We start from the raw sequence: 15909 nt of genomic DNA, 5'->3' as shown, positions 1-15909 counted from the left end.
TAAGAGGACTTTTATTTTTTAGCTTTATTCCACTGTAACACTTTTAGCTAAATTACGTGGTTTATCAACATCTAACCCTTTGTTTAAACTAGTGTAATAAGCCAGTAACTGTGCAGGAATTACACTTAATAGTGGTGCGAGCAATTCATCAACAGTTGGAATTATAATATCATCATCATTTCTAGCCAAGTCGTCACTTACTATTGTTATTTTCTTAGCTCCTCTAGACATTGTTTCTTGTAAATTGGATCTAGTTAAGCTAGCAGTATTAGCCTGCGTAATAATTCCAATAACTGGAGTACCATCTTCAATCAAAGCAATTGTACCGTGCTTCAATTCACCTGAAGCAAAACCTTCTGCTTGAATATATGAAATTTCTTTCAATTTCAAAGAAGCTTCTAGTGACACAAAGTAATCAGTACCTCTACCAATATAGAATGATTTTTCAGCATCTACAAAGTATTTTTTAGATAAATCGTCAATTGTAGCCTTTTCATCAACAATTGATTGCATTCCAGTCGCAACTAAACCTAATTGTTGTTTGATGTCAAAGTTTTTAGCAACTTCAATCTCTTTAAATTCACCTAATCCTTTAGCCAAAATAGCTTCTACAGCAATTTGGGCAGTATATGCTTTAGTTGAAGCCACTGATATTTCAGGACCTGCTTCTAATAATAAAGTAAAGGTTGCTTCTCTAGAAAGCGTTGAGTTTTCAACGTTAGTAATGGTTAAACTAGGAAAGTCCTTTTGGTTAACATTAACTAAAACTTCACGACTATCAGCAGTCTCTCCACTTTGTGACAAGAAAATAAAGAATGGATTGTCCGAAATGATGGGTTGATTGTATGCAAATTCAGAAGCAACATGAACTTCAGTAGGTACATTAACTAACTTTTCAAATAAGTTCTTACCAACTAAACCAGCATGATAACTAGTACCGGCACCAATAATATATAGTCGGTCAGCCTGTTTCATAGCTTCTAAAAGTTTTTTATCAAATAAAGGTGCTCCATTTTCATCTAAATACTTAGCAGATAACTTGCGCATAACATTAGGTTGTTCATCAATTTCTTTTAACATGTAGTAAGGATAAACACCTTTTTCAGTTTCACTAGCATCTGTATCCACATGGAAAGTATCTCTGTTAACAACATTACCGTCTTGATCTTCGATTGTTACAGAATCTGGTTTAACTGTAACTACTTCACCATCTTTTAGTTCTAAGAAGTCATGTGTAACATCTAACATTGCCAATGAATCTGAACAGACAACGTTACAGTCCTTACCAACACCGACTAATAAAGGACTTTTATTTTTAGCAACAAATAATGTATCAGGTTGTTCTCGATCCATCAACATGAACCCATATGAACCTTGCATTAGAGAAATCATTTTTAAGAAAGCAGCTTTAGTGTCCATACCTTTATTAACAACAAAGTAATCAATAAGTTGAACTGCCACTTCAGTGTCTGTTTGTGATACAAAATGAAAATCACTTAAATATTTTGTTTTTAAATCTTCAAAGTTTTCGATAACACCATTGTGTACAAGATAAAAACGATTATCTTGTGAAAATTGTGGATGTGCATTTTCAACAGTAACACCACCATGAGTAGCCCATCTAGTATGTCCAATACCAGTAGAACCGTGTACTTCATCTGTGATGGCTGCTTTTAAATTAGAGATTGATCCAGTTCTTTTAACTAAATAATCTTTACCATTTTGATCATTAACATAGATTCCGGTAGAATCATATCCACGATATTCTAATTTTTGTAATCCATTAACTAAAATACTAGTAGCATTTTCGTTACCAGTAATTCCAACTATTCCACACATATTATTGTTTCCTTTCAATTCAATTAAGAAATTGGTATATACAATATATTATCAACTCAAAATATACTTTACAAGTTTTTTATACATATGTCAATATGATTTATTTAAATTGGTATATGTTAATGTAAACTATTAAAAAAGTCGTTCACTATGTATCACATAATCAACGACTATCTAGTTTCTATTCAATTCCAACTTCAGCTTTAACTACATCGGCTATTTCATTGGTATACTTATCAACTAATTCTTTTGTAGGAGCCTCAGTCATAACTCTTAATAATGGCTCAGTTCCACTAGGTCTAACTAGAACTCTACCATCACCATTCATATCTTGCTCAACTTTTTTAATTACTGCGGAAACTTTTTCATTATTTAGGGCAGCTTTTTTATCACTAACTTTAACATTAATTAATTTCTGTGGATAAGTCTTCACATCAGCTGCTAACTCAGATAATGATTTTCCAGTATCTTTAATTACATGCATAACTTGTAAACTAGTTAAAAGCCCATCACCAGTAGTATTAAAGTCTAAAAATACAATATGACCAGATTGTTCTCCACCTAGGTTATAACCGTCTTTATTCATTTCTTCAACTACGTAACGGTCACCAACTTTAGTTTGAACGTTAGTCAAGCCATGGGCTTCCATCGCTTTGTACATCCCTAAATTACTCATGACAGTAGTAACAATAGTATCTTGTTTCAAACGACCATGTTCTGACATATATTTACCACATATATACATCAAAACATCACCATTAACAATATTCCCTTTTTCATCAACAGCGATACAACGGTCACCATCACCATCAAAAGCAAAACCAACTTCAGCACCATTTTCAACTACAAATTCTTGTAATTTTTCTGGGTGAGTAGATCCAACACCATCATTGATATTTAGGCCATTAGGCATGGTAGCCATAGTTTCAAAATCGATACCTAAATCAGCATATAGTCTAGAAACTAGATTACTAGTAGCACCGTTTGCTGAATCAATACAAATCTTCATGTCTGATAAATCATCTGGAATTGTTTGTTCCAAGAAACGAATATATTTTTGACTACCTTCAGAATAATCGTCAACCGTGCCAAGTCCCTTAGCAATTGGCCTTGGCAAATCGTCAGTATCATTTTCTAAAATCTCTTCAATTTCTTCCTCTAAGGAATCAGATAATTTATAACCATCTGCCCCAAAGAATTTAATACCATTATACTCAACTGGATTATGTGATGCTGTAATCATTACACCAGCAGATGCATCTTGAGTTCTAACTAAGTATGCTACTCCTGGAGTTGTAATCACACCTAATTGTAAAACTTCAATTCCGGCAGATAATAATCCGGCAATAAGTGCTTCTTCTAACATTTGGCCAGAAATTCGTGTATCTCTAGCTACTAATACCTGTGGTTGCTTATCTGATTCAGCATGTTTAGTTAAAACATAACCACCAGCTCGACCACATTTAAAGGCTAATTCTGGACTTAAATCCTTATTGGCAATTCCACGTACTCCGTCTGTACCAAAATACTTCATACTTTATTCCCCATTCTTTCAAAATTATTCCACATTCACATTTATTTTAATTTTTTCCGGATCAAATCCGTTGTATCCATCTACTAACTTACTTAATTGAATGCTTTTAGTAGTATCTGATTTAATATCTGAAACATCAATTGGCACAGTTACATCTTTTAATCCTGATAGTTGCTTTTCTGTACCAAATATTTTAACTGATTTTATATCAGAAGATATTGAATACTTTTTGTTTGAATCCTTATGCTCTGCTTTAAATTTTAAACTTACTTCTTTATTATTACCACTACTAATTGGTAAATCAACTGCTGTAGTTGAAGGCGTTAAAATAACATTCACGGTTCTACCTTTTGAATCTAAAGCTTCTATGATTGCTGAGGCACTAACAGTTTCTTTGGCATTTTGTGGAATACTTAATCTAGCGACCACGCTATCGATTCTATCAATTTCGCTTTCAGCACCAGTTGCTTTAACCGATTGAGTTCCTAAAATTGGAGTCCCTGCGTGATAACCATCAGCGATATTCTTTTTATCAAATTTAGCATGCACCGAAAATGTTTTGGTACTACGTTTTTGAACTTCTACATCGATGTATGAAGGATTGATTTCATATCTAATTTCATTATTCAAACCTTCCTCGTATAGTTTAACTCTGTGTTTACCCACTTTTAGATTGGCTAAGTTAGCATAAATCTTAAAATTTTGGGTATTAACAGTAGTAGTTACTAGCGCTGCTGGTCCAACTAACTTCACTGAAACTTTTTCAGGATACCCTGTTACAAAATATTTATTACTATTCAAGTTAAGTTGTAGCGGAACGGATACAGTCTCTGGTTTACTAGAAGTTAACTGTGTCGTTCTAGAATCAGTGTAGTTTTGATTATAACTTCCATTTAAAAATTTTGATTGATTAACGTAAATAAACAACAATAAAGCAAAAACTAAGGCTAATATTCGATAGAACCATGGACTGTTCAAAAACTTATTCATCGTTTTTGCCCCCATTCTTAAACTTGTTAAAAGTATTTAAAAGAAGGCTTAACAAACCATTATTGATTGGTTTCTGTTCTTTAATAAACTGATCTTTTAGAAATTTTAAATAATCTTGACGTGTCAAACCACGAATCAATTCATTATCCTTAGTAATTGAAACTTCACCAGTTTCTTCAGAAATAACAATTGTCAAAGCATCGGTTACTTCAGAAATTCCCACTGCTGCACGATGTCTAGTCCCTAATTCTTTAGGAATTAAATTACTTTGTGATAAAGGTAAATAAGCTGCGGCTACCGCTAAACGATTGTCTTTTATAATAACGGCACCATCATGTAATGGTGTGTTAGGTATAAACGTATTAATTAATAATTCTCCGGTAATATCAGCATCTAACTTAATTCCAGTTTCAATGTAATCTTCTAAACCTGTATCCATTTGAATAGTCATCAAAGCACCAATTCTTCTTTTTGACATGTATTGAATCGCTTTATCTAGCGAATTTATCATTTTCTCGTTAGATTCATTTTGATTCTGATTATGTCTAATTAGAGAACCTCGTCCTAAATGTTCTAGTCCTCTTCTAATTTCAGGTTGGAAAATAACAATAATTGCAATAACTCCCCAATTGATAACTTGGTCTGTTATCCAAGATACCGAGGATAGTCCTAAAAATATACTAATTATTTTAAAAATTACAATTACTAATATTCCTCTAAATAATTGTACCGCTTTAGTACCTTTCAAAAGGATAATAACTTCATAAATTATAAACCAAACAACAAATATATCTAAAATATTGCTTGGTGTAATTAACTTACCCCAGTCTAAACCCATTTTATAACCTCCAATAACAATTCAACCTAATTATATCACGACGAGTAGTACTTTGATTATCAATAAAATGTTATATCTAAAAGATTTATTTAAAATATTAAAAATAATTAGTATTTTCAGTTCAAATAATAACATTTTCAAGTTAGAATTAATATAAGTAATAGTAAGGGGTATGCGCATGTATAAATCAATAAACTGGCAAATAAGAACGTTTTTTATATTATGGTTAATATTTTTGTATTTCAACATAAGGCAACCATTTAGTTTTCTGCTGCTAAACACTTTTTTAGGATATATCCCCATTGAACTAAGTTTAGAACTAGATAATAAACATATTAAGAACAGCTGGTTAATGTGGCCTATTTTTATGATATGGATTGTATTTTACCCAAATGTTCCCTACCTTTTAACTGACTTATTTCATCTAGAACAGCTATATCCGTATATACAGGGAAATTTAAGATTAGATTCATTAATTTGGTTCAACTATGCATGCTTGATGGTTACAGTAATTGCATGTCTAATACTAGGTTGCTATAGTCTATTTAAAGTTACTAATGCTTTGGCTTATAAAATGCACCTAAATAATATCATTAGCAAATTAGTCATTTTAATTACACTAACTTTTATTTCTTCAGTAGGTATATTCATTGGAAGATTTTTAAGACTACACACCGTTTATATCATGCTTTCACCTAAAGTAGTCATTAAACAATTACTATCGATGTGGTCACCTGAAATGCTTAAGTTTGTGTTTATAATGATGGCAATTCAATTGTTCGCTTGTTGGGTTATGTCATTGGTGTACAAAAACATTAAAAATACCAAATAAAAAAGAGGCTTAAGCCTCTTTTTTTATTACTCTTCTGAAGAATAAAGTTCAACATTTTCTAAATAATTAATTTCTTGTCTTAAATCAGAAGCTGTAGTCCAATCAATTTTGCCATCTTCAAATAGCGACTGAATAGCTTTTCTTTGTGATCCAAAAGCTCTGATTTGTAATTTTCGATACTGTTCATCGTAATTAAATTTATTATTATTATTTTTAGCTAGATAAGCCAAATTTTCATATTCCAAAATAATTTGTCTTACTAAATCTTTATTATCAGAAAAAGAAGATTTTCTAAGTTCTTGAATCGTGTAGTTAAACACTAGCACTAAAGCATTATTCAAGTCTTTAACTGTTTTATCATTTTCATTTTTCTTAAATAACCATACTTTAAGCGTCTGATAAGCAGATTTCCATTCCAAAGTGTAACTAAATCGGTCAAACTCAGACAATACTTCAGATTCGCGATGATTAATTCTTTGATCAATTTCATCGAAAATAACCTTGCTAATATGATGATTATTTAACATATTTTTAGCAACTTGTCTTTCTAAAGCAATCGCTTTTTCCCGAATTCTTACTTCTTCTTGTAAAAAGTTTTGTGTTTGCTCATCATTATAAAGTTTCAAACTTAGCTTTCTTATCACAATTTGGTATTGCCAAATTAACGAATAAATAATATTTTTATTTACTTCATTCTTAGACTTATCGATATTATTAATTGCAGCTCTTAGTAAATGAATCTTAGCTCTATCAACATTCCAAAAATCTTGTTTTTCATATTTAACTACATCTTTATTATTAGAAATTAATGGCAACACGATAACTGCCGCAATCAAGCTGCAAACGATTACACCTGATGCAATAAACGTAATTAAATCACGGTCAGGAAAGGCCTTACCTGTACTAGTTAGTAAAGGAACCGATAAAACACCGGCCATCGTGATAGCACCTCTAACGCCTGAAAATCCAACAATAGTAGCAACTCTAATGTCAATATTAAACGGACGCTTTCCACTAAATAAGTTACTGAAAAATTGATATCCAGTAATCCAAACAATTCGAATAATTAAAAGTACTAACCATGTAATAACTGCGTACATAATAGACTGTAAAGTATTAAATTTAAGACTTTTAATAACTGCTTCGGTAGCAAAAGGCAATTCTATTCCCAAAATCAGAAACACAATTCCGTTTAAAATATAAATTATTATATCCCAAGTTTTTTCGTTAATTAAAATTAGCTCAGGTGATAATGCCTGCTTAGTTGAATTTTTCATGTGTAAAACAATTCCAGCAGTAACTACTGCAATTACTCCTGAAGCATGAAAAACTTCTTCAGATAACATGTAAATTGCAAATGGAGCTATGATTTGTAACACAACGTTAAAAATAACGTTCTTTATACCCTTACGATATAAAAACTTACGGACTGAAGTAATTATTAGCATGGTAACAATTCCAATAACTGCTCCCATAATACTTGTATAGACAAAATCACTAGCAGCCTTAAACACTGAAAAGTATCCAGTGACTGTAGCGGCAACTGCATACTTAAAAGCAATTAGACCGCTGGCATCATTAATTAAGCTTTCACCATTAACTAAATGTAAAATATTTGATGGCAAGTTGGCTTTACTAGCAATTGATTGAACTGCCACTGGATCTGTTGGAGATAAAATAGCAGCTAGTGCAAAACTAACTGACAGTGGCATGGAAGGGATTAATTTATAAATTAAAAATCCACCCACAATCGTTGTTAAGAACACTAAAACAATTGCATTACCGAAAATTGGCATTTTAAGCTCCCAAAGCTCTTTTTTGGGAAACCTTCGACCATCATTGAAAAGTAATGGCGCAATAAATAATAATAAGAACCAGTCTGTGCTCAACGGGATTTGAAAATTGGTAAACAATGCTAATCCACATCCCAAAATAACTTGAATTAAACTGGCAGGTATTGCTGGAATATAATGATTAATCACGTTAGACAATAATAATATTCCGATGAGTAACAAAATAACTTCGATAACTTCCATTCAGAAATCTCTCCTTTTGTTAGTCTTCTCCTATTATCTTAACTTCAGTTTCTAAATGAATTTTATTATCTTGATAAACTTTATCTTGAACATGTTTAATTACATTTAGATAGTCTGTAGCAGTCGCATGGTTAACATTTACAATAAAGCCTGCATGTTTAGTAGAAACTTGTGCTCCTCCATCCTGAAATCCTTGCAAACCAGCATCATGAATAAGCTTTCCAGCAAAATGGCCTACTGGTCTTTTAAAAACACTTCCGCAAGATGGCAAGTCTAATGGTTGCTTAGAAAAGCGTAATGCATTAAAATAATCCATCCTAGCTTGAATTAAATTAGCATCATCCTTATTTAAAGTAAAAGTAGCAGAAAGAACAATATAATTCTTATCTTGAATTACACTATGACGATAGCCAAAGTTAATTTCTTGATTTGATAAATCTTTGATTGAACCATTTTCATCAATAACTTTAACGGATTCAATTACTTCAGAAGTTTCTCCACCGTATGCGCCTGCATTCATATAAACTGCGCCACCCACACTACCAGGAATTCCAGCGGCAAATTCTAAGCCAGATAAAGAATGTTTTTGAGCGAAAATAGTGGCGTCTATATAAGCAGAACCAGCTCCAGCCACAAAACTAAATTCATTGATTTGTCTGATTTGCTTAATATCACGTAAAATCATTACAATTCCACGAATTCCACCATCCTTGATAATTAAATTGCTAGCATTCCCAATAACTGTAAGTGGAACGTTATTTTGACTAGCGTATTTGCTAATCGCACTTACATCTTCTAACGCTTCGGGAAATGCAACTAGGTCAGCACACCCACCGGTTTTGGTATACGTGAAATTTGACAAAGGTTCATTTCTTAAAAACTTTATGTTTAGCTTCTTAGTAATATCTTCCATGAGACTACATCCTTAATTAAAATAATAATATACTTACATTTTACCATGTAAATAATCTAATCAATAGCATGCTATACTAATTATAAGATAATCATAAACATTAGGAAATAAATTCGGAGGTTATAATGAATTTTATTGCAATTGATTTTGAAACTGCAGCTAGTAAAAGAGCTAGTGCCTGTTCTGTAGCTTTAACTATCGTAAGAAACAATCAAGTTATTGATGAGTTCTATTCTTTGATAAACCCAGAAGTAGATTTTAATTGGCGAAACATTAAAGTACATGGTATCCATACCAAAGACGTTGAAGATGCCCCTACTTTTCCTGAAATTTGGGAACATATCAAAACATTTTTCACAAGTAATCAATTGGTTATCGCTCATAACGCTCCATTTGACAATAGTGTAATTAAACAATCAATCATTAGATACAACTTAGAAATGCCAAAATATCTAACCCTAGATACTCTTAAAACTTCTAAAGAATTATATAAAGAGCTAGAAAATCATAAGTTGAATACCGTTTGTGATAAACTAAATATCGAATTAAAACATCATCATAACGCATTAGATGACAGTTTAGCGTGCGCAAATATATTGATAAATCAATATAAAAATCACGGTAAAGATTTTATTCAAAAATTCATAAGATTAAAAAAATAAAGCAATGAATTCAAAATTCATCGCTTTATTTTTTTAGTTGATAATTCATTTCGTAAGTAGATTTTAAATTGGTATCCATTTTAATAAATCTATTTTTGGATTTTTTAAAACCAATTTTTTCGTATAAGTGAATAGCTGCTAAGTTATCTTTTTTTACAACTAAATAAAAATTTTCCAGATTACTATAGTCGCATCCCCAATCAATACTTTCTTCGACTAAAGCGGAACCAACTCCTTGATTCCAGTAATCTTTTAATACCGCAACTCCTAACTCGCCACATTTTGTGTCATCAATTTGTTGAATCGTAACTACGCCAATTAATTCATCTACATCGTGTGTAGTATCTTCTAACTTAGCAACTAGAATAATATTATTCCTAGTTTGATTAATTAACATAATTTGACGAGCTTCATCTTGTTCACTAATTTGTCCCAAAGAACGATCGACTGTAAATGTATCTGATTCTTTGGTTAATTGTTTTAAAAGTTTAATTAAATTTTTAGCATCATTAGGCTTAGCTAAGGTATTTGAAACATCAGACATTAGTTTTCGATACTCTCTTTCACTAATTTTTCGAAATGTTCACCATGCGGAATAAAATCAATTTTACGGTAAGAATCACCTTGCTCATCATCTCGATGAAAAACTATTTTCAAATAGTCACTTGGTAATTCATCTTCAACGAATTGCGACCACTCAATAACATTTACTCCATCGCCATTAAAATATTCATCTAATCCTAATTCGTCACCACTACCATCATCTAATCGATAAACATCCATATGATAAAGTGGAATGCGGCCATCTTGATATTCTCTAATAATCGTAAATGTAGGACTTTTTATGTTCCTTTTAATCCCTAATCCCTTAGCAAGACCCTTAGTAAAGGTTGTCTTACCAGCTCCTAAATCACCATCTAATAGAATAATGTCTTTAGGTTTTAAGAATGGTGCTAAAGACTTGCCATATTGCATAGTCTGTTCAGCACTATTGACCTTAAGCGATATCATTTAAAACATATTCCTTTCCAATAAACTATTCCATTGATTGCATAGCTGTAATGATTGCAACATTGTAGACGTCTTCAGCGTTGCAACCACGTGATAAATCGGAAACTGGTTTAGCTAGTCCTTGTAAAATAGGTCCAAATGCTTCAAAACCACCCATACGTTGAGCTATTTTGTAACCAATATTTCCTGATTGCAGTTCGGGAAATACAAATACATTAGCATGACCTGCAACTTTAGATTCTGGGGCTTTTTTGGCACCCACTGATGGTACAAAAGCCGCATCAAATTGTAATTCACCGTCAGAAGGACATTCTAATTCGTCTTTGGCTTTTTCAGCTGCAGCCTGTACTTTAGAAACCATTTCACCATTAGCAGAACCTTTAGTAGAAAAACTTAAAAAGGAAACCTTAGGGTCCAAACCAATCATTTTAGCAGTTTCAACACTTTGTTTAGCAACTTCTAACATGCCGTCTGCATCTAATTCAATATTAATGGCACAATCAGCAAAAATATATTTTTCGTCACCCTTTTGCATAATAAAAGAACCAGAAATACGACGATAGTCAGGCTTCGTTTTGATTATTTGTAACGCTGGTCTAACTGTATCGCCAGTAGCATGTGATGCACCTGAAACCATTCCATCAGCCTTACCCATGTAAACTAACATAGTACCAAAGTAATTAGCATCTTTAATCCATTCCGCAACTTGTTCACGAGTATTTTTATTTTTACGACGTTCATACAATGCATCAATCATTTCATTTAATTTATCTTCTGGATATTCATTAATATCAACAATTGATACTCCGTTTAGGTCATTTTCGCTAACTTGAATAGCTATTTCTTCTTTAGAACCTAATAGAATTGGTGTTATTAATTTTTCATTAGCTAAACGAATGGCTGCATCAATAATGCGCTTATCGTTTCCTTCTGGAAAAACGATTTTTTTATCTTTACCGTTTATTTTAGCTTTCATTTCATCAAAAATATTCATAAACTTATCCTCCAATGAATTACATATTAATTTGTTCAGGCAATTGCCAATCAATTGGCTTTTCGCCTAAAGCTTCTAAGGCCTCATTAGTCTTAGAAAATGGTTTAGACCCAAAGAACCCACGATGTGCTGACAATGGGCTTGGATGTGCTGATTGAATTACGATGTTAGTATCAGTATCAATTAATTTTATTTTGTCACGAGCAGCTTTACCCCACAAAATAAATATAACCGGCATTTTACGAGCAGACAATTTTTGAATTGCCACATCAGTTAAACGTTCCCAACCTTTTCCTTTATGTGAAAAAGCTTGACCATTTCTAACCGTTAAAACTGAATTAAGCAATAGCACACCCTGTTTAGCCCATTTTTCCAAATACCCATGTTGCACCGGCTTAATTCCTAAGTCATCATGTAACTCTTTATAAATATTTCTCAGTGATGGCGGAATTTTGACTCCCGGTAACACTGAAAAACTTAATCCATGAGCTTGATTGGGTTCATGGTATGGATCTTGGCCTAAAATGACTACCTTAACTTTACTAAAAGGTGTCCAGTTAAATGCCTCAAAAATCTGATTAGCATTTGGATGAATAAGATTGTTATTATATTCATCCACCAAAAATTTACGTAAGTTTTGATAATAATCTTTTTGAAATTCTGGTTCTAATTGTTCCCACCAGTCATTATGAATAAATTGTTGCATAGCTAAACACCTCATTTTAATTTTATCATAGTCTTGTGAACGATTACACTTTATTAACTAAAAAAGGACTCCCGATGGGAATCCTTTTATTTATAGTGTTTTAATACACGTGAAATTTGACGATCTTGATCACGACGTTTAATAGTTTCACGTTTATCGTATTCACGTTTACCTTGAGCTACTCCCAACAATACTTTAGCGTATCCATGTTTTAGGTATACTTTTAAAGGAACTATCGTTATTCCTTTACTTTGCGTATCGTTAGCAAGTCGCTTAATTTCTTGCTTATGCAATAACAATTTTCGATTTCTTAATGGGTCATGGTTAAACTGATTTCCTTGTGCATACTCACTAATATGAACATTCATTAAATACGCTTGACCATTTCTAATCTGAGCAAATCCATCTTTTAAGTTTAACCTTCTAGCTCGAACTGATTTAATTTCAGTTCCAGTTAAAGCAACACCAGCTTCATAAGTTTGTAAAATACTATAATCATGGCGTGCTTTACGATTTTGAGCCATTAAATTATCATCTTTTGCCTTTTGCTTTTTTTTAGCCAAACTAAATCACCTCTAATTTATTATTTAGAACGAGAATGATTGGAATTCTTGCTACTTCTCTTGTGATTACCATTGTGATTATTACGACCAAATTTGTTAAGCTTATTAGAATTACCACGATGGCCTCTACCGTGACGACCATTATCTTTTCTTTCTGGACGTAATTTTGATAAAGGCGCATCTTGTGGATTAACTACTTCAAAGTCAACTTCACTTTGCTCAACATTAACGCCAACTAATTTAACTTTAATTGGTTGCCCAATTCTATAAGTTCTGTGAGTTCTTCTACCTACAAGTGCCATGAACTTATCAATGTATTCATAGTAGTCATCTTTCATTCGGCTAATATGAACTAAACCTTCTACTGTGTTAGGAAGCTCAATGAACATTCCAAATTTCATAACTGAACTAACGGTTGCTTCAAATTCTTCACCAATATGGTCTCCCATATATTCAGCTTTCTTCATTGCATCAGTGTCACGTTCAGCGTCAATTTCTCGACGTTCACATTTAGATGAATGAGTGGCAATTTCTTCAAGCAGTCTAGAGTACTTAGCTTTAGTTTTGTCGTTAATCCCATTATCTTGATAATAATGAATTAAACGGTGAACCATCGTATCAGGGTATCTTCTAATAGGTGAAGTGAAGTGAGTATAGAATTGCGCACCTAGCCCAAAGTGACCAAGCGATTGGTCAGTATACTTAGCTTGTTTCAAACTACGCAACATCATTACAGAAACAACAGCTTCTTCTGGCTTACCAGCAACTTTTTTCAAAACATTTTGTAACATCTTAGGTTTTAAGTGTTCAGGATCTCCCTTAATATCAATTCCAAACACCGAAAGAAAATCAAAGAATTTTTTAACTCTTTCACCATCTGGAGTTTCATGTACACGATAAATAAAAGGTGCATGCTTTTCAAAATAACTCTTAGCAACTGTTTCGTTAGCTGCCAACATAAATGATTCAATCATACGTTCAGCTAAGCCACGCACACGTACTTTAATATCAATTGGGTGACCAGTTTTATCAACGATAATTTCTGCTTCATTATCATCAAAATCAATAGCACCACGTCGTTTACGTTGCTTGTATAAAATACGGTGAAGTTCACCCATAGTTTCAAACATTGGAACTAGTCGTTTATAACGTTCCATAGTTTTTTCGTCATGTGATTCTAATATTTTATTCACATTAGTATATGTCATTCTAGCAGTCGATTTCATAACACTTGGGTGAATACGATGTTTTACGACATTACCAGCTGGCGTAATTTCCATTTCACAACTCATACATAATCTAAGTTGGCCTTCGTTTAAAGAACAAATTCCATTAGATAATCTTCTTGGTAACATTGGAATTACTCGGTCAGTTAAGTAAACTGAAGTTCCACGCTTATAAGCTTCTTGATCTAGTAAACTACCTTCTTTTACATAATGACTAACATCAGCAATGTGAACACCTAAATGGTAGTTCCCGTTAGGTAGTTTCCAGGCAGTAACGGCATCATCTAAATCTTTAGAAGCTTCTCCATCGATGGTTACCAGGTCTTGATCCGTGATGTCTTCTCGACCTAATTTATCTTCTTCAGAAATGTGGTCCGGAATAGCATCTGCTTCTTGAAGTACATCTTCAGGAAATTGTGATGGTATATCATGTGCATATACAATTTGTAAGATATCGATTCCTGGGTCATCAACACTTCCAATTACTTGTTTAGCTATACCAACCAACGTATCTTGGTGATCTGAACTAGGATACTCAGTTATTTCAGCAGTAATCACTTCACCGGGCGTTGGCGTTAAACCTACCTCTGTAACGTAAAATTTAAAATTGCTAAGTTTTTTATCTTTTAACTTAACTTGACCGTAATAACCATTGTCATCATCAGTCTTAACAAATTCTCCAACAACTTGTTGATAATTTCTTTCAACAATATCAGTAATTTTAGCTTCAGGTCCTTTATCTGAACCTTTTTCGGCTTTTCTAACAATCTTGATTGCTACAGTATCGCCATTCATAGCATTCATAGTATTATCTGGTGCAATAAAAGCATCAGGTAAATCATCATCATAAGCTACGAATCCAAACCCTTTTGGATTAGCATGAAAAACACCTTGCAAAGCATTATTCATACTTGATTGAAATTTTCCATCACTAGTTACAATTGATTTCTTTTCTCTTTCTAATTCTGCCATTACTTGAACAATCATTTTAAAAGCATTCGATCCATGGTAACCCAATTCATCAGCTAACATTTCAACCGAAAAGCTTTTATCAATATTATTATCTAAAACGTTTTGTAATTCTTCTTTTAAACTTTTTTCTATCAAATTTCATTCCTCATTATTATTATAAATTTTATGCCAAATTCATTAATATTAAAAAAACCCCTGTATAATTTACAGGAGTTCTTTTTAATGTGAGGATAACCATACTAAACCAAGTGCAGTTACAAAGAAAATAACTCCTAAAACAACCGTTACTTTCTGCATAAATGCTTCAAATCCTCTTGGCTTTGCGTGCGCAAATAAATCATCAGCTCCACCAGTTAATGAAGACATTGCATCATTAGTTTTAGCTGGTTGCATTAGTACTGAGATTATAATTAGCACAGAATCTATCCAAATAACACTCATTAAAAAATTATACAAGATAATTCCTCCTACCTAATAACTCACTTAGGCTTACAACAACATATTTTACAATATAGTTTATCATATAAATTATTAAGTTCCAAATTCATTATTAAATAATAAAAATAGATTTTCAAATATCTATCTCAATTATACAAATAACTAGCCCAATAATCTAATGATATATCTCATATATTTCAATAAATGTTTTTTAGAAGTATCAACAGTATTAATATGATTAATGTTTTCTAAATTATACTTGGTGTTATGACTGTAATTAAAAAGTTTCAGACCATTAGTGTCTATTTTAGAATTACATTCTTCAAAAAATAAATTTTGATAATTTTTATTTATA

Annotated in this window: 16 protein-coding genes; 2 read left to right on the top strand and 14 right to left on the bottom strand. The window is 32.3% G+C overall.

Translation table 11 applies throughout. From position 1 onward, the window contains the following. Positions 1 to 24: 24 nt before the first annotated feature. The 4 genes from glmS to cdaA form a co-directional block, all read right to left on the bottom strand. Positions 25 to 1839 carry a glutamine--fructose-6-phosphate transaminase (isomerizing) gene (gene glmS, locus FD06_RS05605; protein WP_056966644.1) on the bottom strand — a complete coding sequence of 605 codons (1815 nt, stop codon included), beginning with the start codon at positions 1837 to 1839 and terminating at the stop codon, positions 25 to 27. Positions 1840 to 2020: 181 nt separating this feature from the next. Then, complete coding sequence (gene glmM, locus FD06_RS05600) at positions 2021 to 3373, bottom strand: phosphoglucosamine mutase (protein ID WP_056966641.1); 1353 nt, start codon at positions 3371 to 3373, stop codon at positions 2021 to 2023. 24 nt (positions 3374 to 3397) lie between these two features. Next, positions 3398 to 4363: a CdaR family protein gene (locus FD06_RS05595; protein WP_056966639.1), complete on the bottom strand. Its 966-nt coding sequence runs from the start codon at positions 4361 to 4363 to the stop codon at positions 3398 to 3400. After that, on the bottom strand, positions 4356 to 5201 hold the full coding sequence (cdaA, locus tag FD06_RS05590) for a diadenylate cyclase CdaA (protein WP_054657717.1): 846 nt from the start codon (positions 5199 to 5201) through the stop codon (positions 4356 to 4358). Before cdaA ends, FD06_RS05595 begins: the two co-directional genes overlap by 8 nt. A 172-nt stretch (positions 5202 to 5373) precedes the next feature. On the opposite strand from cdaA, the gene FD06_RS05585 reads away from it, so the two are divergent. After that, positions 5374 to 6033 (top strand): DUF1361 domain-containing protein, encoded by a 660-nt coding sequence (locus tag FD06_RS05585; RefSeq protein ID WP_082605308.1) that lies wholly within the window; start codon positions 5374 to 5376, stop codon positions 6031 to 6033. A 26-nt stretch (positions 6034 to 6059) separates the two neighbouring features. On the opposite strand, the gene FD06_RS05580 is transcribed toward FD06_RS05585, so the two are convergent. Both FD06_RS05580 and murB read right to left on the bottom strand, forming a co-directional pair. Continuing rightward, positions 6060 to 8069, bottom strand: coding sequence for a Na+/H+ antiporter (locus tag FD06_RS05580; RefSeq protein WP_056966635.1), 2010 nt, complete (start codon positions 8067 to 8069; stop codon positions 6060 to 6062). Positions 8070 to 8088: 19 nt separating this feature from the next. Then, a complete protein-coding gene (murB, locus tag FD06_RS05575; protein WP_056966633.1) occupies positions 8089 to 8982 on the bottom strand; it encodes a UDP-N-acetylmuramate dehydrogenase in 894 nt (297 codons plus the stop codon). A gap of 125 nt (positions 8983 to 9107) precedes the next feature. Between murB and FD06_RS05570 the strand changes: the two genes are divergently transcribed. Further along, positions 9108 to 9644 carry a 3'-5' exonuclease gene (locus FD06_RS05570; protein WP_056966631.1) on the top strand — a complete coding sequence of 179 codons (537 nt, stop codon included), beginning with the start codon at positions 9108 to 9110 and terminating at the stop codon, positions 9642 to 9644. A 25-nt stretch (positions 9645 to 9669) separates the two neighbouring features. On the opposite strand, the gene FD06_RS05565 is transcribed toward FD06_RS05570, so the two are convergent. The 8 genes from FD06_RS05565 to FD06_RS07745 all read right to left on the bottom strand — a co-directional run. Then, a complete protein-coding gene (locus FD06_RS05565) occupies positions 9670 to 10188 on the bottom strand; it encodes a GNAT family N-acetyltransferase (RefSeq protein ID WP_056966629.1) in 519 nt (172 codons plus the stop codon). Then, a complete protein-coding gene (gene tsaE / locus FD06_RS05560; protein ID WP_054657732.1) occupies positions 10188 to 10655 on the bottom strand; it encodes a tRNA (adenosine(37)-N6)-threonylcarbamoyltransferase complex ATPase subunit type 1 TsaE in 468 nt (155 codons plus the stop codon). The genes FD06_RS05565 and tsaE overlap by 1 nt, the downstream gene beginning before the upstream one ends. Before the next feature lie 25 nt (positions 10656 to 10680). Further along, on the bottom strand, positions 10681 to 11649 hold the full coding sequence (gene pta, locus FD06_RS05555) for a phosphate acetyltransferase (protein ID WP_056966627.1): 969 nt from the start codon (positions 11647 to 11649) through the stop codon (positions 10681 to 10683). 19 nt (positions 11650 to 11668) lie between these two features. After that, the gene (locus FD06_RS05550; protein WP_056966625.1) at positions 11669 to 12355 is read right to left on the bottom strand and encodes a uracil-DNA glycosylase; all 687 of its coding nucleotides are present in this window, start codon (positions 12353 to 12355) and stop codon (positions 11669 to 11671) included. Positions 12356 to 12441: 86 nt separating this feature from the next. After that, positions 12442 to 12918 (bottom strand): SsrA-binding protein SmpB, encoded by a 477-nt coding sequence (smpB, locus tag FD06_RS05545; RefSeq protein WP_054657734.1) that lies wholly within the window; start codon positions 12916 to 12918, stop codon positions 12442 to 12444. A 20-nt stretch (positions 12919 to 12938) separates the two neighbouring features. Continuing rightward, positions 12939 to 15251 (bottom strand): ribonuclease R, encoded by a 2313-nt coding sequence (gene rnr, locus FD06_RS05540; protein WP_056966624.1) that lies wholly within the window; start codon positions 15249 to 15251, stop codon positions 12939 to 12941. 84 nt (positions 15252 to 15335) lie between these two features. After that, positions 15336 to 15572 (bottom strand): preprotein translocase subunit SecG, encoded by a 237-nt coding sequence (gene secG, locus FD06_RS05535; RefSeq protein ID WP_054657736.1) that lies wholly within the window; start codon positions 15570 to 15572, stop codon positions 15336 to 15338. Between the two features lie 144 nt (positions 15573 to 15716). Next, the coding region (locus FD06_RS07745) for a hypothetical protein (RefSeq protein WP_237757240.1) at positions 15717 to 15909 on the bottom strand (193 nt) is incomplete at its 5' end.

This window comes from Apilactobacillus ozensis DSM 23829 = JCM 17196 (assembly GCF_001435995.1).
Classification (GTDB): Bacteria; Bacillota; Bacilli; order Lactobacillales; family Lactobacillaceae; genus Apilactobacillus; species Apilactobacillus ozensis.
Note: the sequence above shows the minus strand (reverse complement) of the source record. Positions and strands in the feature narration are given on the sequence as shown.

What these genes read in the sequence shown, in the direction of transcription:
- murB (WP_056966633.1), bottom strand. Translation starts at nt 8,982, where the DNA reads ATGGAAGATATTACTAAGAAGCTAAACATAAAGTTTTTAAGAAATGAA.
- glmM (WP_056966641.1), bottom strand. Translation starts at nt 3,373, where the DNA reads ATGAAGTATTTTGGTACAGACGGAGTACGTGGAATTGCCAATAAGGAT.
- FD06_RS05580 (WP_056966635.1), bottom strand. Translation starts at nt 8,069, where the DNA reads ATGGAAGTTATCGAAGTTATTTTGTTACTCATCGGAATATTATTATTG.
- FD06_RS05550 (WP_056966625.1), bottom strand. Translation starts at nt 12,355, where the DNA reads ATGCAACAATTTATTCATAATGACTGGTGGGAACAATTAGAACCAGAA.
- glmS (WP_056966644.1), bottom strand. Translation starts at nt 1,839, where the DNA reads ATGTGTGGAATAGTTGGAATTACTGGTAACGAAAATGCTACTAGTATT.
- pta (WP_056966627.1), bottom strand. Translation starts at nt 11,649, where the DNA reads ATGAATATTTTTGATGAAATGAAAGCTAAAATAAACGGTAAAGATAAA.
- tsaE (WP_054657732.1), bottom strand. Translation starts at nt 10,655, where the DNA reads ATGATATCGCTTAAGGTCAATAGTGCTGAACAGACTATGCAATATGGC.
- FD06_RS05595 (WP_056966639.1), bottom strand. Translation starts at nt 4,363, where the DNA reads ATGAATAAGTTTTTGAACAGTCCATGGTTCTATCGAATATTAGCCTTA.
- FD06_RS05570 (WP_056966631.1), top strand. Translation starts at nt 9,108, where the DNA reads ATGAATTTTATTGCAATTGATTTTGAAACTGCAGCTAGTAAAAGAGCT.
- FD06_RS05585 (WP_082605308.1), top strand. Translation starts at nt 5,374, where the DNA reads ATGCGCATGTATAAATCAATAAACTGGCAAATAAGAACGTTTTTTATA.
- FD06_RS05565 (WP_056966629.1), bottom strand. Translation starts at nt 10,188, where the DNA reads ATGTCTGATGTTTCAAATACCTTAGCTAAGCCTAATGATGCTAAAAAT.
- cdaA (WP_054657717.1), bottom strand. Translation starts at nt 5,201, where the DNA reads ATGGGTTTAGACTGGGGTAAGTTAATTACACCAAGCAATATTTTAGAT.